The organism is Streptomyces sp. NPDC104313, from assembly GCF_055583985.1.
On record NZ_JBVJMW010000003.1, the window covers coordinates 22,498 to 40,611 of the forward strand.

Here is an 18,114-nt window from a genome sequence, read left to right on the forward strand (position 1 = left end):
CGATTGCTACGAAGCCCCGGATCCACCGGGTCCCCCCGACGCGGCGGCAGCGAGCCGCGCCCGCCAGCCGTCCGGATCGCGCCCGGCCTCCACGGCCACGGCCGCGTCCACTGCGAGGTCGATCCCCTGGTCGGCGATGCGGTGCTCGGCCCAGCGGGCCCAGGCGGCGGCCTGCCGGCAGTCGGGGCACTCGGTCTCCCCGGCCATGGCCCGGAAGACATGCTCGGTGCCGGGACCGACGCAGGTGACGAGGGGGGCGACGTACCGGGGGGCGGCAGGCGGGGGCGGCTGATCCGCGTGCGAGCGCTCCGGTTCGACGTCGCGTGCGGAGGCGGCTGCTTCGGGCATCATCAGCTCCAGCCGGTGCCGCAGGAACCCCACGGCGGACCGGACCCCGTCCTGCGGCAGATTGCTGCTCAGCACCCGCCGCAACTCGCCTCCCGAGACCCCGCGCCGCATCCACTCCACCGCCTGCGCGACCAGCGGACGAGCCTGGAGAACGCCGAGCCGAAGCTCACGGCTGGCATGGCAAAGCGACAACAACACCCGCTCGGCTTCGGCTTCTTCAGCCGTCAGCGGACCCGACCTCCGCGCCTCGTACGCGTTCGCGTCCGGGGTTTCGGTGGGTGGGTGGGGAGAGTTCTTCTCCCGTTCTTCGTCTACCGGTGGTTGATGACCGACGCTCCGGGCCCCCGGCTGGCCGACGGCCGGAGAACGCATACTCGGAGGCGAACCGGAACCGAGACCGGCATCGCACCACAGCGCGAGAACCTCGCCCCCGCCCAGGGGCACGTTGGCGAACAGCTGCTGGGTCGCCCACCGCCCCCGCTCACCGGGGACCCGGCGCTCATGCACGAACCCGCACAGGACCAACTGCTCCTTGGCCCGCTGGAACGCCCGCCCTTTGATGCCCAGCCTCCGGGCATGTTCGGACAACGCCAGATGTGTGTCGCCGTCCGGCAACCCCTGGACGTAGAGAATCAGAACCTTCGCGTCACTGCACAGACGCGGATGACGCACGACGTCGTGCGAAGCCTTCGTGTAGCGCCGGGACGGCGCGATAGCATGCCAAAGCATCCCGGTGGGACCTGTGCTTTCCACTAGTTGGATGAAGGCCCTCGGCTCGGTGCTGTGAACACCACCGGGGGCCGCTCCATGCGCGGGAGCACACAGAGCGTGATGACGCGATCACGGTACCGCAGCCGGGAAGGTGCGAGGACCAGAAGACGGAACACCCCACCCGACCAGGTGACTTACTGATTCCGTGGGTACATGCGCGACGACGACCACACCCCCGGGACACACCCCCCACGCCCGCTGCTCCTCCTGGACGTGGACGGCGTACTGAACCCCTTCGCCGCCCCGACCTGCCCACCCGGCTACCGCGAACACGGCTTCTTCCCCGACGACGACCCCCCGGTCCGGCTGAACGACGCCCATGCCCCCTGGCTGGCACGGCTCGCGAACCACTACGACCTGGCCTGGGCCACCGGCTGGGAGGACGAGGCCAACACCTACCTGGCCCCGGTCTTCAACCTCCCGCCGCTACCGGTGATCCGCTTCCCCCCGGTCCCCTTCGCCCCGGCGGAGAAGGTCCCGCCGATCGCGGCCTTCGCCGGGGACCACCCCACGGCCTGGGTGGACGACGCGCACACCCCTCAGGCCCGGGAGTGGGCCGCCTCCCGCCGGGCACGGACACTGCTGGTCGCCACGGACCCGGCGAGGGGGCTGACGGAGGAGACGGTGGAGGAGCTGCTGCGCTGGAGCTAACCCCCTTGCTGCACCCGGGCGATGACCCGTTGGGCCTCGGTGCCGAAGACCGCTGATTCGCGCAGGAGGTTCCACGTCCGCTGGTAGACGGCGACACTGTCGGCGTCGTCGATCCAGAGTTCCGCGTGCCAGTCCTCGGCGACGACCAGCCTGTCGTCGTAGATCCAGAATCCGTTGGCCGGATGGATCTTCAGCGGTGCCGCGAACGGGACGATTCCCAGTTCCACGGTGTCGAGTCCGGTCAGGCTCGCGAGCCGGTCGAGCTGCGCGGCCAGCACGGCGGCCGGACACACCAGGGCGCGCAGCGCTCCTTCCCACATGATGATGCGGTGTCTCTTGCCGGAGTCGTACAGCGCTTCCTGCCGCCGCACTCTGGCTCGTACGGCCTCCTCGGTGTCCTTCGGTGAACGCATCAGCTGGGCGTGCCGGGTGAACACCGCGCGGGCGTAGTCGGGTGTCTGCACCATCCCCGGGATCAGGCAGTTCTCCCAGATGTACAAGGTGGCGGTGCGGGCGTGCTCGATGGTGATCGCGTCCTGGACCGGGCGGTGTCCCGTAGCCAACTGACGTCGCCACGAACGTACGTGGGACTCCATCCCCTGGAGGCGGGACTGCAGTTCCGGCGCGGCATCCGGCGTTCCTGTGGCTTCCGCCCAGGCGCGGAGGTCGGCGGCGGTCGCGGTCTGCCGTCCGTTCTCCAGTTTGTAGATCTTGGAGTGCGGCCAACCCAGACGTTCGCCCAGCTGTGGACCGGTGAGCCGCCCGGCGGGGCCCGTGGTGCGAAGCTCCCTGAGCCGCGCCCCGAGGGCGTCCCGCGCCTTTTGAAAATCTGTGCTCACCGGTCACACGCTAACTACTGAGGAGGGTTAGAGGTTCGCCGCGAAGGCGTCATGGCCGATGGCGTAGTGCCACGCCGCGTCCCGTGCTTGCGCGTACCGGTTCACCTCGGCCGGCTCGGTGATCAGCTCGACGTCGACGAGGTCGTCGTCCGCATCGAAGTTGAGGAGAGCCACCAGCCGGGAATCGAAGACCCAGAAGTCTTCGGAGGGCAGCCTCAGGCGTTTCGCTTCAGTGCGCCACAGGTTCCGGATGTCCTCCCCGACAGCGCAGTTCCGGCGCGCGTTGTCGAGCAGGTACAGCTGCCCTGGAGTCGGAGGGTTGTCAACGACCCTGACCCGCTCGAACCGCTTCCCCTGCGCTGTCTGCGCCCGGACGTTCCGGCACCAGCCGTCCTCGTAGTCCCACTCGACCGACTGCCCCGACGCGAACTGGCGGTAGGTGGTGGTCACTTCGTCGGAGGCGAATCGGCGACGCGTCTCCAGCCGCCAGGCCGTATGCTCGAACGTCTCGAACAGCTCCCCGAACGCGTCCAGGTCGACGATGCGCGGCGTCCGGATCTTCGGGGCGAAGTCCACCAGCAGCTCGCGCGGTACGACGATGGGCACCTCACCTTCGTTCAGATGCTGGAGCTGGGCAACGTCGTCGGGATCGGTGAGCGGCGGACCGTGGACGATCACCTCGCCACTGTCCAAGTCCTCGTGCACGGAAGGGCATCCGCCGCCGCCCGATCCTGTCCCGTTGAAGCGGAGATTCCGAGTCATCGTCCCCACGTCCCTCTTCGCCGTCCCAGATGCTTCTGTCGACAAGAATCATGACCAGGGCCGCACGTACTGAGTAGAGATTCCCGGCAGCAGATGAGAACACTCACGAACATTCCGCTCATGGGCGAGAACATTCGAGAACACGGCGTAGAACCGCTCAACTCTGCTTTCTAGCGTGACCGTCCATGAGCGATGAGAAGACGGCGACGGCTCCACCGGTGTGCGTGATGAACCGATTGGGCGGCTCAGTCCCTGACGGTGATGGAGCTGTGTACCGCGCCTCCGTCGATGTCCTGCGGATGGTGTCGTGATGCGGTGCAAGCACTGGCGCCGGGTGCCGCTGGACCTGGCGCAGGAGGCTCGGCAGAAGGCTCCGGCCGGATGCGTCGACCGGGCCGTCCAGTGCCAACTGTCCGCCCACGAAGGCGACGAGCACCATGGCCTCCTGTCCGGACTCGACACGTACGGCACCGCCCTCTGGCTCCGCTGGCGCGGGGCCTACCTCGACCTGGTCGTACTGCGGGACTGCCCGGTGGCCGGGCCGGGTCCCGACGGTGACGGCTGCTGTCTGTTCGCCGGCCACGTCGAACAGCACACCTGGGAAGACACCTCGGAGGAGGTCCTGTGCACCAGCTGATCGCGACCCCGTACAACGGAACGTTCCTGATCGCCCGCCCCGCACCACTGCGCACCCACGTGCCCCATCCGAGGAAGTGTGAAGCCCCATGGCGACCACCCGCATCGGCCTCGACCGGGCTGCCGCCCGCCGCCCGCGCCGTAGTTCGATGCCGGGGCAGGGGGTTTCGGCGAGTCGGCGTAGGAGGGCGGCGACTTCGGGGAGGTAGGCGGAGCCGGGGGCTTCTCGCCCTACTCCGCCCCCGCCTCCGCCTTGGCCAGCGCCTCCGTGATCATGCGGGTCGCGAAGTCCTGGTCCTCCGTGATGCGGTTGATGTGTTCGGCGAGGAGGAACGCCGTCGCCTCCAGCGGGGTCAGTTCCGCTTCGGTCCAGTCGCCGTACTGCTTGCGCCACAGGGTGGGGCTCAGGCCGGTACAGGCGGCGACGACCAGACCGGCCATCGTGGGGACGGCCTCGGTCGGGATACTCCTCGGCATCCGCAGCAGCGAGGTGACGAGGGTCGGCACCACATACTCGATGACGTCCTTGTCGTGGTCCTCGTGGGCCTGCCGGAGCCATTTCGCGTACAGGTAGATGAGCGTGCACACGCCGTCCAGCAGGTCGTCCACGTCCTCCGGCCCCAGGGACGCGGAGAACTGCTCGGCCAGCTTGTCCCGTTCGGGGTCGGTCCCGGCCCCGCCCGCGTGGATGGCCCTGAGCCGGGAGTCGATCAGCATGAGCGCTCCGCCCACATCACCGGCGGGAGCATGTCGGGGTTCGTAGAGCGACAACACAGGGTCCTTTGTCGGGTGGCTGCGAAGGTCAGCACGCGGTGCCCGAGTGCGCTCCGTACCTGTGCGCACTCGGGCGACTACCCGATCGACTCTCCACGATCCCCGGTGACACCGCCGGGGACTTCACAAAACTGGCCGCCCCCCAGCTGTCACTTTCGCCAGAACAGGTGATGTGTCATGCCACTCGGGCTCGGAACGACATCCAGGTGGTACCGGTCGAGCAGTTCGTCGGGCGACTCCCACAGGCGCAGGCCCGTTTCCAGCTTCACCGGGGAGACCGCCACGTGCAGGGTGTCGACCAGGCCGGCGTCAAGGAACTCACGGATCGTGGTGACGCCGCCGCCAAGTCGTACGTCCTTGCCTCCCGCCGCTTCCCGCGCCCGGTCGAGAACGGTCGCCGGGGCGTCGTCGACGAAGTGGAACGTGGTGTCCGACAGCGTGAACGACGGGCGCTTGTGGTGGGTCATCACGAACACCGGTGTGTGGAACGGCGGTTCGTCGCCCCACCAGCCGCGCCACTCGTGGTTCTCCCAAGGACCGCGCTGCGGGCCGAACTTGTTGCGCCCCATGATCTCGGCACCGATGTTGTGCTCGAAGTCCCGCGTGAAGTAGTCATCCAGGCCCCGGGTCCCGCCGGTGTCCTTGCCCATGGGCCAGCTCGCCGTCGCCCCCGCCCAGGAGAAGAGCCGCTGGGGGTCGACGTGACCGAACGGCCGCTCCAGCGACTGCTCCTCACCGGCGGCGATACCGTCGCTCGACACGGTGAAGTTCTGGACTCTCAACAGCTGGGTCACGCGTTCCTCCGACTGACGGGTGCGGTCGATGACGGTGGTGAGACTTCCCGGAGAGGGAAAACTCATCGGTCGGGAGCAGAGATCACCTCACGTCACGTCACGTCACGTCACCTCATCACACCGCATCCGCTTCAGCGATCCAGGAGAGTCCTCGTGGGCGACCAGTCCGGCCGACAGGCCCGTAAGCCGTTCCTGTACGTGGTCGTCTGCGCGGCCGGCGTCGCCCGTGACGTCGACCGGCTGTTCGCCGCCGCGCAGGACGCCGGGTGGGAGGTGGGCGTCATCGCCACCCCGCAGGGGCTCGGGTTCCTCGACGCGGCGGCCGTCGAGGAGCGGACCGGATACCCGGTCCGCTCCGCCTGGCGCTCCCCCGGAGACCCGCGCCCGCTGCCGGACCCGGACGCCATCGTTGTCGCGCCCGCCACGTTCAACACCATCAACAAATGGGCGGCCGGGATCTCGGACACCCTGGCCCTCGGCATCCTCTGCGAGGCGTACGGGCTCGGCGTCCCCACCGCCGTCCTCCCGGCCGTGAACTCCGCCCTCGCCGCGCACCCCGCGTACGTCGAGAGCCTGCGGAGGCTGCGCGGCATGGGCGTCCTCGTCAGCACCCGCGCCCCGCACACACCCAAGTCCGGTGACACGGCCCCCTTCCCCTGGGAGAACGCCCTGGAGCTGCTCGCGGCCGAGCCCTCCGCGCGGACGTGAGCGGCGACTGCCGCCAGGGCCCGGCGGGAACCCCGCGCCACTGAGGAAAGTACTTTCCTCAGTGGAAAGTGGATGTCATCATGAAGATCCGCAGCTCACCCGCGCTCCCGGAAGGTCCTCGCACGCCCATGCCCTCTTCGCCGTCGCCCTCACCGTCACCCTCACCGTCGCAGGAGAACGAAGCCGAGCGCCCCGGCACCTCGGCGGAGTACGCGGCCGAGGCGCTGAGCGACGTACGGCTGGCGCGGGAGCGGGCCGGTCTTCGGGCGGGGATGACGCCTGCCTGGTACGGGCCGGCCGCCGCGGTCGCCCTGGTGGGGCCGAGCGTGGTGCGGGCCTGGAGCGACGGCCGGGGCGGAGTCGCGACGGCCGTCGCGCTGCTCGTGTCGGTGCTCGGGCTCGGCGTCGTCATCGCGCTCGCGCGGGCCGCCCGGCGGGGGGCCGGGGTCCTGGTGGCGCGGTCCTGGTCCTCACGACTGTGGCGGAGCCGGGTCGTGCTGCCCGTCGTCCTCGCGGCCGGGGCGATCGCGGGGGTCGTCTGCTGGGCGGCCGGGGCGAGCCACACCGCCACCCAGATCTGCGTGTTCGGCGTCTGGGGGCTCGGCGTCTGGGGTGCGTGCCTCGTTCGTAACGCGGCCGTCCGGCGAGCCCTGCGGGAGCTCGCGTGAGCCGTAAGGCCGACCGGGCCGACCAGGGCGACCAGGGCGACAGCCCCGCGCGCGGCGGCAGCCCCGCCCGGGACAGGAGACCCGCGCGGAGCGTCGGACCCGAGCAGAGGAGCGTCGGACCCGCGCCGGGCGTCGGACCCGCGCAGGGCCTCGGACCCGCGCAGGGCCTCGGACCCGCACCGGACGAGGCCCCCGCACTGGACGGCGTCATCCACCATCCGACCCGGCTGACCCTCGTCGCCTTCCTCTCCGCCTGCGACGAGGCCGAGTTCGCCGCCGTGCGCGACGGGTGCCGGGTCTCCGACTCGGTCCTCAGCAAGAACGCCTCCACGCTGGAGGCCGCGGGCTACCTCCACGTACGCAAGGGGCACATCGGCAAACGGCCCCGGACCTGGCTCTCCCTCACCCCCGCCGGGCGACAGGCGCTGGCCCGGCACCTCGCGGCGCTCCAGGATCTCGTGGACGCCGCCCGCCGCGCGGCGGGCTCGGCCGGCGTGTAGCGCCGCCCCCTTCCCGCCCCCCGCGCACGAACGGCCAGGGGCGTTTTTCGGCCAGGACGGCCAAGGCTGCGAGAGCGACGGGAGCAACCGGGAAGGGGATCGTGAGGGGCCCTGTCCCGCCGCCCCTGCCGTACACCCCTTCCCGTACACCCCAGGCCGCGGCCCATGGACGGATTTTCGTCGCCCGATAAGGTAATGGCCGAATAAAGAGATCACCAAGTGCGCGCGTACCGCCGCACTCTCGGGAGGAAGCCATGGGAACCCGCCGCACATCACTGCCCGGAGTGGGTGCTCAGTACGACTTCACCACCGAGACGGGCCAGCACATTTCGGTCGTCGTCCACCACGACGGTCGCCGGTTCATCGGCTTCTACGAACAGGACGACCCTGATTCGTGCCAACTCTCCGTCCCCCTGACGACGTCCGAGGCCACCGCGCTCGCGCACCTCATCGATCCGGCGCCCATCGACGCCGTACGGACCGAGGGCATCGACCTCGTCACCGAGCACATCCCGCTCGGGACCCGCTCCCCGTACGGCGGGCGGCTGCTGGGGGAGACGCGGGCACGGACGCGGACCGGGGCGTCCATCGTGGCGGTGCTGCGCACCCACAGCGCGCACCCGTCGCCGGAACCGGATTTTCGACTGGCCATCGGGGACACGCTCGTCGCCGTCGGTACGCGTGAGGGCGTCGACGCGCTCTCCGAGATCATTGCGGAGGGCTGACCGTGCATGACACGACTGCGTTGCTGGTGGAGCTGGGAGCCGTCATCCTCGGGCTGGGGCTCGTGGGGCGGTTCGCCGGGCGGATAGGCCTCTCCCCCATCCCGCTCTACCTGCTCGCCGGGCTCGCGTTCGGGCACGGAGGGCTGATCCCGCTCAAGGCCAGCGAAGAGTTCACCATGGTGGGCGCCGAGATCGGCGTCATCCTGCTGCTTCTCCTGCTGGGGCTCGAGTACAGCGCGTCCGAGCTGGTCACCAGTCTCAAGACGCAATATCCCTCCGGCGCCGTGGACTTCGTGCTCAACGCGACGCCCGGTGCCGTCGCGGCCCTGATCCTCGGCTGGGGCCCTGTGGGCGCCGTCGCGCTCGCCGGGGTCACCTGGATCTCGTCGTCCGGGGTGATCGCGAAGGTCATGACCGATCTCGGCCGGCTCGGCAACCGCGAAACCCCGGTCATCCTCGGCGTCCTCGTCATGGAGGACCTGGCGATGGCGGTGTACCTGCCGCTGCTCACCGCCATGCTCGCCGGGGTCAGCCTGGCCGGCGGCAGCCTCGCGCTCGTGATCGCGCTCGGGGCCGTCGGGTTCGTCCTCTACCTGGCGCTCCGCCACGGCCGCCTGATCAGCCGCGCCGTCTCCTCCGACAACCCGGAGATGCTGCTCCTGGTGGTCCTCGGCCTCACCGTCCTGGTCGCCGGCATCGCCCAGCAGCTCCAGGTGTCCGCCGCCGTCGGCGCGTTCCTCGTCGGCATCGCGCTCTCCGGCGAGGTCGCCGAGGGCGCCCGCAAGCTGCTCACCCCGCTGCGGGACCTGTTCGCCGCCGTGTTCTTCGTCTTCTTCGGGCTCTCCACGAACCCGGCCGACATCCCGCCGGTGCTGCTGCCCGCGGCCCTGCTGGCCATCATCACCACCTTCACCAAGATCGCCACCGGCTACTACGCGGCCCGGCGCGCCGGAGTCGGCTCGCGCGGTCGCTGGCGGGCGGGCGGCACCCTCGTGGCGCGCGGTGAGTTCTCCATCGTCATCGCCGGTCTGGCCGTGGCCACCGAGCCGCGCATCGGCCCCATCGCCACCGCGTACGTCCTGATCCTCGTCATCGTCGGCCCGCTCACCGCCCGGTGGACACAGCCCCTCGCGGCGAAGATCGAGGCCCGTCGCGGCGGGGACGGGAAGAGCAAGGACGCGAGCGGCACGGAGAAGGAGCCCGCCGCGAAGTCCGCTCCCGAGCGCCGGCTGCCGTCGCACGACGACCTCACCCCCGAACCGGCGGGCGAGACGCGCGAGTAGCCGCCTCACGGCCGCTACGACCTCCCGGCCCCCGCCGCTCGCGGCCCACGACGAAGCCCCCGGACACCCGCCGCACCGTGTCCGGGGGCTTCGTCGTGGGAGGCGCCCGAATCGCCTATCTCTACACGCCTGTAGAGTTGCATCGGTTCCGAACTCGCACCGCAACGTAGGGAGACGTCATGGCTCTGTGGGATCGCATCAAGGAATCCGCGTCGTCGATGCAGACGCAGCTGGAGGCGAAGAAGAACGACCTGAAGTCGGGGTCGTTCCGGGACGCGAGCATGGCCATGTGCGCCCTCGTCGCCGCCGCCGACGGTTCCATCGACCTGTCGGAGCGCCGGCGCGTCGCGACGCTCATCTCGACCAACGACGTCCTGCGGAACTTCCCCGCGGACGACCTGCGACGCCGCTTCAACGCCTACGCCGACCAGCTCACCGCCGACTTCGCGTTCGGCAAGGTCAGCATCCTCCAGGAGATCGCCAAGGCGAGGAAGAAGCCGGCCGAGGCCCGTGCCGTGATCCAGATCGGCATCGTCATCGGCGGCGCCGACGGCGACTTCGACCCGTCCGAGCAGGCCGTCGTGCGGGAGGCGTGCTTCGCGCTCGACCTGCCGCCGCACGAGTTCGACCTGTAGGCGGACACCCGGACCGCCGGTGCGGTCGCGCGGTCCGGCCGACCGCCGGTCCACGTCCCCGTCCCCACCGGCAGGCCGGGGGTGCATCACCCCCCTGAGCACCCCCGGCCATACCTTCCCCGCGGCCCCTCTCTGGCGGCGGCCGTCACAGCTCCTTGGCCGGCCAGTCCAGCAGCCGGGCCCCGATGACCGCCGTCTGCAGGCTGTAGCGGTGCATCGGGTCCGAAGGGTCGGAGCCGGTCAACTGATGGATGCGCTCCAGGCGGTACGTCAGCGCCCGGACGCTCAGCGCCAGCCGGCGGGCGGTCTCGGCGGCGACGCAGCCCGCGTCGAAGTAGACCGCCAGCGTGTTCAGCAGCGGCTCCGCGCCGCCCCTCGCCTTCTGGAGCGGGCCCAACTCGCTGCGCACCAGATCGGTCATCGCCTGCCGGTCCCGGGTCAGCACCGGGTAGACCATGAGGTCCGAGGCGTACAACACGGGGTCGTCCATCCCCATCCGGTCCGCCAGGTCGAGGGCTTCGAGCGCCTCGTCGTACGAATGGACCACCCCGCCGGGGCCCTTGTGCGGACGGCCGACCGCGACCTGGCCGCCGTCCGTCGCCGCGTGCGCCTGCTTGGCGAAGTAGCGCAGGACGTCGGGCTGACTGCCGGGCGCGATGCAGACGATCCGGCCGCCCTTCGTCGTCAGCAGGATCTTGCGGCCGCTGAACCGCGTCAGCAGCGCCGCCTCCACCTTGCGCGGCACCATGTCCGTCTCCGTGTACGCCTCCGGACCGGAGGCCACCGCCACCGCGTGCGCCCGGGAAAGCCGCAGGCCGAAGCGGGTCGCCCGCTCCGCGAGCCGCACCAGATCGCTGCGCCCGTAGAGCAGGTCGTCGATGAACTCCCGGCGCGCCGCCTCCTCCCGCCGCACCGTGAGCCGCTGGGCACGCTCGAAACCCTCGGCGAACGCGTCGACCGCCTGCTGCACCGCAGCCAGGACGGCATCGGCCACGGCAGGGGAGTTTCCGGCAGCTCCACCTGGCCAGGCCTCACGGGTCTGCGCCAGATGCATCGTCACCAGCGCACGCAACTGGTGGCCCGCGTCCGCCGCCGCACGACCCAGCGCGCGGCGCGCTTCCAGCTCGTCACGTGTCAGACGACGGCCGGTGAGGGCGACTTCGGCCAGAATATCGGCATAGTTGCCCAGAACTTCCTCGGGGATCCTCAGCTCGGCCACGCACTCTCCTCCAGCCTTGCAGCAGTCTTGTCATTTCCCCAACGCACACGGAGCGGTGCCGGTGCCCAGCATTAGCGAAGCGTAAAGATTGCCGGGATCCGGCAATGTGCTGAGCGGGTCCCGGCTGACACGATGAGGTCAGCAACAACACGGGGGAAGCACGGGGGAAGCGGGGAGCGCGGGTAACGGGGGGCGGAAGCCCCGCTCGGATCCAGGGTCCGGACCCGGATCCGGGGTCCGGGGTCCGGGGTCCGGACCCGGCGGGGAGTCCCGAGGGGTCGGCGGCCCGGACGGCGCCCCTTCCCCAAGCTCTCAGCCGCGTTCGAGCAGGAAGACCCCGTCTCCCGGGCCGTGGCCGCACTCGGGCTGCTCGCGGACCGGATCGCGGCCCTCGAGACAGCGATCCGGGGCGCGGCGGATCCCCGGCCCCCGCTGACGGGCCCGGGTGCACCGGTGAACGACCGGGCGGTTGCGAACCACCATGCGAAGATCACCGGCACTTCACACTGATACTTCACATCGACCGGGAAGACCGAGCCGGAAGGATCACGGCATGCTGGGTTTCGTGCCTCCACTTCCTCAGCAGCCGGGACGCCCGCCGTCGGCCGGCCACATGATCGTCTGCGGTGACGACGCCCTGGCTCGCCGGCTCGCCGTGGAACTTCGCTACGTCTACGGGGAACGGGTCACCCTGCTCCTGCCTCCGGGCCGGGACACGAACAGCCCCGATACGCCGCTGACCCAACGGGGGCGGGCGGCGGCCCTGTTCGGCCGGATGTCGGCGGCGATGAACCGCACGGGCAACAGCGGCGGGACCACCGGCGGCGGCAGCGGAGACACCAACGCCGGAGTCGAGGCCGTCCGCATCATGGAGGCGCCCGAACCCTCCGACGACGTACTGGAGGAGGCGGGCGTCGACCGGGCCGCCGCTCTCGCGCTCGTCTACGACGACGACGAGCGCAACATCCGCGCCGCCCTGACCGCCCGTCGCCTCAACCCCCGTCTGCGGCTGGTGATCCGGCTCTACAACCGCAAGCTCGGGCTCCATCTGGAGGAGCTGCTCGACCAGGCGGCGGCCGTCGCCATGCCCGGCATCGACCCGGCGCTACTGGACGCCTCCACCACCGTCCTGTCCGACGCCGACACCGCCGCCCCGGCGCTCGCCGCCACCGCACTCACCGGCAGCAGCAAGATCATCCAGGCCGAGGGGCTTCTCCTGCGCGCCGCCGAACGCCCGCCACCGCGCCCCGGCGAGACCCTCGACCCGGGCCTGTGCACCCTCGCGCTGCTCTCCTCCACCACCAACGATCCGGCGGGCGCGGAGGGTTCGGACAGCAGCGGCGACGAGGCCCCGCAACTGCTGCCCGACGAGAGCGCCGTCGCCGCGGCGAGCGGGCGCGGGACCGTCGTCCTCGAAACGATCAGCCGGGCCGACCCTGACCGGCCCGCGACCCGCATGGGCGGCAGGGGCGCCCCGCTCTCCCAGGTCTTCTCCCGTCGGCTGCGCTGGTCGGCGCTCGGCGTCGCGGCCGCCGCGGTCGCCCTCGTGATCGCCTCGGTCGTGACCACCAAGGACAGCCTGCTGCACTCCGCCTACCTCACCCTGCTCGATCTGCTGGGTATGAACGACCCGGCGGAGGAAGCGCCGCCGGCCCGGCAGATCATCCAGCTCCTCTCCGGCGTCGCGGGACTCCTCCTGCTCCCACTGCTGATCGCCGCCGTCCTGGAGGCGTTCGGCACCCTGCGTACCGCCTCCTCGCTGCGCCGCCCGCCCCGTGGCCTCTCGGGGCACGTGGTGCTGCTCGGACTCGGCAAGATCGGCACGCGCGTCCTCGTACGCCTCCGCGAACTCGACATCCCCGTGGTCGTCGTGGAGGAGGACCCCGAGGCGCGGGGCATCCCGCTGGCCCGCTCGATGCACGTGCCGACCGTGATCGGCGACGTCACCCAGGAAGGCGTCCTGGAAGCGGCCAAGATCCGCCGCGCCCACGCCCTCCTCGCGCTCACCAGCATCGATACGACGAACCTGGAAGCCACGCTGTACGCCCGCTCGGTGAAGCCGGACCTGAGGGTGGCGCTGCGGCTGTACGACGACGAGTTCGCCACCGCCGTCTACCGCACCCTGCGCACCGCGCACCCCGGGGCCCTGACCCGCTCCCGCTCGGTCTCCCATCTCGCCGCCCCGGCGTTCGCGGGCGCCATGATGGGCCGCCAGATCCTCGGCGCGGTCCCGGTCGAGCGCAAGGTCATGCTGTTCGCGGCCCTGGAGGTCGCGGCGCACCCGCAGTTGGAGGGCCACACCGTCGAGCAGGCGTTCCGGGCGGGCGCCTGGCGGGTCCTGGCCATCGACACCACCCCGCCCGCCGACCGCAACCCCGACCTCGCCGCCCTCCCGCCGTACGACCCGGAGGGCGACGCGACGCCGCCGCCCTCCGGCCTGGTCTGGGACCTGCACCCCGGCTACGTCCTGCGCGCCCAGGACCGGGTGGTGATCGCCGCCACCCGCCGGGGACTCGCGGAGCTGCTGCGGCGGCAGCGGTCGGTGGCGCCGAGGCGGTAGCACCCCCTGCCCGGGCCCCCACCGGAACGTGCCCGGGCGGCGGCGCCGGGGCGCGGGGGCCGCCGCTGCCGGGGCGCGGGGCCCCGCTCGGGTTCCGGCTCGCGCGCCCGGCTACCGGAACGCGCCCATCGCCTCCCGCACCTCGTCCAGCGTGGCCTCCGCCAGCGCGTTCGCCCGCTCGTTGCCCGCGCGAAGCACCGACCTCACGTACGTCAGGTCCGTCGCGTACTCCGCCCGCCGGGCCCGGAAGGGGGCCAGGTGGCTGTTCACCGCGTCGGTCACCGTCCGCTTGAGTGCGGCGGACCCGCCGTCGCCGACCTCCGCCGCGACCTCGTGCGGTTCCCGCTCCAGGCAGAGGGCGGCCAGCAGCACCAGGGAGGAGACGCTGGGGCGTGCGTCGGGGTCGTAGGTGATGTGCCGGTCGGCGTCCGTGACCGCGCCCTTGATCAGGCGGGCCGTCTCGTCGGCGGTGGCGCCGAGCGGGACGGAGTTGGCCCGGCTCTTGCTCATCTTCGTGCCGTCCGTGCCGAGCAGCAGGGGTGCGGCGGAGAGCAGGGCATCCGGCTCCGGGAAGACCGTGCCGTACCGGTCGTTGAAACGGCGGGCGATCGTCCGGGTGACTTCCAGATGGGGCAGCTGGTCCTGGCCGACCGGGACCAGGTTGCCCTTGCAGGACAGGATGTCGGCCGCCTGGTGGACCGGATAGGTGAGCATCAGCCCGCTGACGGCCGACTGCCGGGAATGCGCGATCTCGTCCTTGACCGTGGGGTTGCGGTTCAGCTCCGCGACGGAGACGAGGCTGAGGAAGGGCAGCATGAGCTGGTTGAGCGCGGGGACGGCGCTGTGGTTGAAGACGGTTGACCGGGCGGGGTCGATGCCGAGGGCCAGGTAGTCCAGGAGCAGCCCGTCGGTGTACTCCCGCAACCGCTCCGCGGTGTCACGGTCGGTGATGACCTGATAGTCGGGGATGAGGACCATGACGTCCACGCCGAGGTCCTGAAGGCGGACCCGGTTGCGCAGGGAGCCGAAGTAGTGACCGAGGTGGAGGGCGCCGGTGGGGCGGTCCCCGGTGAGGACCCGGAAGCCGCCCGGGTCCTGGGCGATGCGGCTCTCCAGCTCGGTGCTGCGGAGCCCGGCGGCGGCGGCCGGGGCGATGGGCGGGGCGCCGGCGGCGGGTGCTGTGCTGGTCATGGGGTCTGGTCTCTCCTCGCGTGGGTGGATGCGTGGAGGACGGCCCCGCCGGTGAGCGCCGCTGCGCCTCGTCTCCGTGTCCGTGCCGTACGAGGGCAGCGAAAAGGGCCGTCCATGTCGAACGGCCCTGGTTCCGTGCAGATGCGGTGGCCGCTCCTATGAGGAGCGCCACCAGTTCCGGCAGGGGATGGAGGTCATGGGCCGAGTGTAGCGGCCACCGGTCCGGGGCGGGGAAAGTCGGCGCTACTTCGAGGCGGGTCCGCCCGCGTAGAAGAGGAGCCGGATGAACCCGGCGAACAAGTGCGTCGCGAAGGCGTAGAGGTGAAGGTGGAGAAGACGGAGACGCGCAGGAACACTCCGCGCGCTTTCCACTCCCCGCGGTCGCTCGTCCGCTCGCTCACCGTTGCGGATACGTGCGCCCGGGAAGGGCGCCGGGCCGCGTGGAATAGGACGGAGAGAGGTCCCGTTGTAGGATGTAGTTCAACGTTCAACCAAATTTCGGCCGAGGCTTCCGAACCCGGAATCCCTGACCTTTGGCCGGCACCCAGGAAGGCGGACGCCATGCAGTTCGGGATCTTCACCGTCGGGGACGTCACGACCGACCCGACCACCGGCCGGACCCCCACCGAGAACGAGCGGATCAAGGCGACCCTGGCCATCGCACAGAAGGCCGAGGAGGTCGGCCTGGACGTCTTCGCGACCGGCGAGCACCACAACCCGCCGTTCGTCCCGTCCTCCCCGACGACCACCCTCGGCTACATCGCCGCCCGCACCGAGAACCTCATCCTCTCCACCTCCACCACGCTGATCACCACCAACGACCCGGTGAAGATCGCCGAGGACTACGCCACCCTCCAGCATCTCGCGGACGGCCGTGTCGACCTGATGATGGGCCGGGGCAACACCGGACCGGTCTACCCCTGGTTCGGCAAGGACATCCGCCAGGGCATCCCGATGGCGATCGAGAACTACGCCCTGCTGCACCAGCTGTGGCGCGAGGACGTCGTGGACTGGGAGGGCAAGTTCCGTACGCCACTGCAGTCCTTCACCGCCACCCCGCGCCCGCTGGACGGCGTCCCGCCGTTCGTCTGGCACGGCTCCATCCGCTCCCCCGAGATCGCCGAGCAGGCCGCGTACTACGGCGACGGCTTCTTCCACAACAACATCTTCTGGCCCATGGAGCACACGAGGAAGATGGTCGACCTCTACCGACGCCGCTACGCCCACTACGGGCACGGCACCGCCGAACAGGCCATCGTCGGACTCGGCGGCCAGGTGTTCATGCGCAAGAACTCGCAGGACGCGGTGAGGGAGTTCCGCCCGTACTTCGACAACGCGCCGGTCTACGGCCACGGCCCGTCCCTGGAGGACTTCACCCGCGAGACCCCGCTGACCGTGGGCTCCCCGCAGGAGGTCATCGAGCGGACGCTGACGTTCCGGGACGCGGTCGGCGACTACCAGCGCCAGCTGTTCCTGATGGACCACGCGGGGCTCCCGCTGAAGACGGTCCTGGAGCAGCTCGACATCCTCGGCGAGGAGGTCGTACCGGTGCTGCGCAAGGAGTTCGCCAACCTGCGGCCGGCCGGAGTACCGGAGTCCGCGCCCGTCCACCCGGCGGTCGCCGCGGCCCGCACCGCCCGCACCGCCGACACCACCAGCACCACCAGCACCACCGGCACCACCGGCACCACCGGCACCACCGAGAAGGAGGCCTGACCTCTGATGTTCGCCACCACCCCCCTGCGCATCGTCGCCGTCTCGGCCGGGCTCAGTCAGCCGTCCTCCACCCGGCTGCTGGCCGACCGGCTGGCCGCCGCCACCCGCGAGCGCCTCGCGGCCGAGCAGGACCGGAGCGTCGTGGTCCAGGTCATCGAGGTGCGCGACCTCGCCGTGGACATCGCCCACCACCTCCTCAGCGGCTTCCCTTCGGCCACGCTGCGGGAAGCGCTCGACGCGGTGACGGAGGCCGACGGGCTGATCGCCGTGACGCCGGTGTTCACCGCCTCGTACAGCGGTCTGTTCAAGTCGTTCTTCGACCTGATCGACAACACCGCGCTGACCGGCAAGCCCGTCGTGATCGCCGCGACGGGCGGGACGGCCCGGCACTCGCTGGTCCTGGAACACGCGCTGCGCCCGCTCTTCGCCTACCTGCGGGCCGTCACCGTGCCCACCTCCGTCTACGCGGCCTCGGAGGACTGGGGCTCCTCGGGCGACGAGTACACCGAGGGCCTGCCGTCCCGGATCCGGCGCGCGGGCGGCGAGCTGGCCTCCGCGGTCCTGGGCCGTACGGTCTCCGGGGCCTCGCGGGCACCGGGCCTGGACGACGGGGAGGACGCGATCGTCCCCTTCGAGCAGCAGCTCGCGGACCTGCGGCTGGACTGATGCCGTGGGAGTGGTTCGCACCGACCTGCTCCCACTTGTCCGATGTGATTACAGTGAGATCAAACGCTGCACAAGCGGAACAGAACGTGACAGAACGGGACCGCGCCGTACCGAGCTACCGAGCTGTACCGCGCTTACCGAGCCACTGGGCTGTACCGAGCTACTGGGCTGTACCGAGCTGGAGGCAGAAATGGGCAGGATCGTTGTGGGCGTCGACGGCTCCGACTCCTCGATCAAGGCGCTGCACTGGGCCGTGCGCCAGGCCGAGCTGACCGGCGCCGAGGTGGAGGCCGTGAACAGCTGGGAGTACCCCGCCACCAGCTGGGCGTCGATGATGCCGGGCATGCCGGAGGACTTCGACCCGCAGGCCCTGGCCACCGTCTCCCTCACCGAGGCGCTGGAGGAGGCCCTCGGCGCCGGGGGAGCCGCCGCGGTCAGCAAGGTCGTGGTCATCGGCAATCCGGCCCAGGCCCTGCTGGACCGCGCCGAAGGCGCCGACCTGCTCGTCGTGGGAGCCCGCGGCCACACCGGCCTCAAGGCCACCCTGCTCGGCTCGGTCAGCCTCCATGTCACCCAGCACGCGCCGTGCCCGGTGACGGTCGTACGCGACTGAGCCGCCGATACGCGGCTGAACCGTCCCGGCGGTAGAACGAAGGGGTCGTTGTCAG

19 protein-coding genes are annotated in these 18,114 nt (G+C 70.9%); 12 read left to right on the plus strand and 7 right to left on the minus strand.

Annotated elements, in window-relative coordinates; genetic code table 11:
* Positions 1–6 precede the first annotated feature (6 nt).
* The gene (locus ACZ60Q_RS07130; protein WP_469629635.1) at positions 7–1,077 is read right to left on the minus strand and encodes a hypothetical protein; all 1,071 of its coding nucleotides are present in this window, start codon (positions 1,075–1,077) and stop codon (positions 7–9) included.
* Positions 1,078–1,272: 195 nt separating this feature from the next.
* Between ACZ60Q_RS07130 and ACZ60Q_RS07135 the strand changes: the two genes are divergently transcribed.
* The gene (locus ACZ60Q_RS07135) at positions 1,273–1,770 is read left to right on the plus strand and encodes an HAD domain-containing protein (protein WP_469629638.1); all 498 of its coding nucleotides are present in this window, start codon (positions 1,273–1,275) and stop codon (positions 1,768–1,770) included.
* Here ACZ60Q_RS07135 and ACZ60Q_RS07140 read toward each other — a convergent pair.
* On the minus strand, positions 1,767–2,609 hold the full coding sequence (locus ACZ60Q_RS07140; RefSeq protein ID WP_469629641.1) for a helix-turn-helix domain-containing protein: 843 nt from the start codon (positions 2,607–2,609) through the stop codon (positions 1,767–1,769). The two genes, ACZ60Q_RS07135 and ACZ60Q_RS07140, sit on opposite strands and share 4 nt — an antisense overlap.
* A gap of 27 nt (positions 2,610–2,636) precedes the next feature.
* Positions 2,637–3,371, minus strand: coding sequence for a DUF6879 family protein (locus ACZ60Q_RS07145; RefSeq protein ID WP_469629643.1), 735 nt, complete (start codon positions 3,369–3,371; stop codon positions 2,637–2,639).
* Positions 3,372–3,681: 310 nt separating this feature from the next.
* On the opposite strand from ACZ60Q_RS07145, the gene ACZ60Q_RS07150 reads away from it, so the two are divergent.
* Positions 3,682–4,008 carry a hypothetical protein gene (locus ACZ60Q_RS07150; protein ID WP_469629644.1) on the plus strand — a complete coding sequence of 109 codons (327 nt, stop codon included), beginning with the start codon at positions 3,682–3,684 and terminating at the stop codon, positions 4,006–4,008.
* Between the two features lie 230 nt (positions 4,009–4,238).
* On the opposite strand, the gene ACZ60Q_RS07155 is transcribed toward ACZ60Q_RS07150, so the two are convergent.
* Together ACZ60Q_RS07155 and ACZ60Q_RS07160 are read right to left on the minus strand one after the other, a co-directional pair.
* The gene (locus ACZ60Q_RS07155) at positions 4,239–4,724 is read right to left on the minus strand and encodes a hypothetical protein (RefSeq protein ID WP_469631214.1); all 486 of its coding nucleotides are present in this window, start codon (positions 4,722–4,724) and stop codon (positions 4,239–4,241) included.
* A 206-nt stretch (positions 4,725–4,930) separates the two neighbouring features.
* Entirely contained in the window at positions 4,931–5,575 is a 645-nt protein-coding gene (locus ACZ60Q_RS07160; protein WP_469631216.1) for a dihydrofolate reductase family protein, read from the minus strand.
* A 153-nt stretch (positions 5,576–5,728) separates the two neighbouring features.
* Here ACZ60Q_RS07160 and ACZ60Q_RS07165 point away from each other — a divergent pair, with 153 nt between their 5' ends.
* The 6 genes from ACZ60Q_RS07165 to ACZ60Q_RS07190 all read left to right on the plus strand — a co-directional run bounded on the left by ACZ60Q_RS07165 (position 5,729) and on the right by ACZ60Q_RS07190 (position 10,094).
* Positions 5,729–6,283, plus strand: coding sequence for a flavoprotein (locus ACZ60Q_RS07165; protein WP_469629647.1), 555 nt, complete (start codon positions 5,729–5,731; stop codon positions 6,281–6,283).
* A gap of 128 nt (positions 6,284–6,411) precedes the next feature.
* Complete coding sequence (locus ACZ60Q_RS07170; RefSeq protein WP_469629650.1) at positions 6,412–6,951, plus strand: hypothetical protein; 540 nt, start codon at positions 6,412–6,414, stop codon at positions 6,949–6,951.
* Positions 6,948–7,451, plus strand: a complete 504-nt coding sequence (locus tag ACZ60Q_RS07175; RefSeq protein WP_469629653.1) for a winged helix-turn-helix domain-containing protein — start codon at positions 6,948–6,950, stop codon at positions 7,449–7,451. Before ACZ60Q_RS07170 ends, ACZ60Q_RS07175 begins: the two co-directional genes overlap by 4 nt.
* 254 nt (positions 7,452–7,705) lie before the next feature.
* On the plus strand, positions 7,706–8,176 hold the full coding sequence (locus ACZ60Q_RS07180; RefSeq protein WP_469629655.1) for a cation:proton antiporter regulatory subunit: 471 nt from the start codon (positions 7,706–7,708) through the stop codon (positions 8,174–8,176).
* Between the two features lie 2 nt (positions 8,177–8,178).
* The gene (locus tag ACZ60Q_RS07185) at positions 8,179–9,459 is read left to right on the plus strand and encodes a cation:proton antiporter (RefSeq protein WP_469629658.1); all 1,281 of its coding nucleotides are present in this window, start codon (positions 8,179–8,181) and stop codon (positions 9,457–9,459) included.
* Between the two features lie 179 nt (positions 9,460–9,638).
* Entirely contained in the window at positions 9,639–10,094 is a 456-nt protein-coding gene (locus tag ACZ60Q_RS07190) for a tellurite resistance TerB family protein (RefSeq protein WP_469629661.1), read from the plus strand.
* Positions 10,095–10,239: 145 nt separating this feature from the next.
* On the opposite strand, the gene ACZ60Q_RS07195 is transcribed toward ACZ60Q_RS07190, so the two are convergent.
* Positions 10,240–11,313: a PucR family transcriptional regulator gene (locus ACZ60Q_RS07195; RefSeq protein WP_469629663.1), complete on the minus strand. Its 1,074-nt coding sequence runs from the start codon at positions 11,311–11,313 to the stop codon at positions 10,240–10,242.
* A gap of 553 nt (positions 11,314–11,866) precedes the next feature.
* Here ACZ60Q_RS07195 and ACZ60Q_RS07200 point away from each other — a divergent pair.
* Positions 11,867–13,873, plus strand: coding sequence for an NAD-binding protein (locus ACZ60Q_RS07200; RefSeq protein ID WP_469629666.1), 2,007 nt, complete (start codon positions 11,867–11,869; stop codon positions 13,871–13,873).
* A 111-nt stretch (positions 13,874–13,984) separates the two neighbouring features.
* Here the strand turns inward: ACZ60Q_RS07200 and trpS are convergent, their stop codons facing one another.
* Positions 13,985–15,064, minus strand: coding sequence for a tryptophan--tRNA ligase (trpS, locus tag ACZ60Q_RS07205; RefSeq protein ID WP_469629668.1), 1,080 nt, complete (start codon positions 15,062–15,064; stop codon positions 13,985–13,987).
* A gap of 561 nt (positions 15,065–15,625) precedes the next feature.
* Here trpS and ACZ60Q_RS07210 point away from each other — a divergent pair.
* The 3 genes from ACZ60Q_RS07210 to ACZ60Q_RS07220 all read left to right on the plus strand — a co-directional run bounded on the left by ACZ60Q_RS07210 (position 15,626) and on the right by ACZ60Q_RS07220 (position 18,059).
* Positions 15,626–16,780: an LLM class flavin-dependent oxidoreductase gene (locus tag ACZ60Q_RS07210; protein WP_469629670.1), complete on the plus strand. Its 1,155-nt coding sequence runs from the start codon at positions 15,626–15,628 to the stop codon at positions 16,778–16,780.
* A 6-nt stretch (positions 16,781–16,786) separates the two neighbouring features.
* Positions 16,787–17,446, plus strand: coding sequence for an FMN reductase (locus ACZ60Q_RS07215; protein WP_469629673.1), 660 nt, complete (start codon positions 16,787–16,789; stop codon positions 17,444–17,446).
* A gap of 190 nt (positions 17,447–17,636) precedes the next feature.
* The gene (locus tag ACZ60Q_RS07220) at positions 17,637–18,059 is read left to right on the plus strand and encodes a universal stress protein (RefSeq protein WP_469629676.1); all 423 of its coding nucleotides are present in this window, start codon (positions 17,637–17,639) and stop codon (positions 18,057–18,059) included.
* The last annotated feature ends 55 nt before the right edge of the window (positions 18,060–18,114 follow it).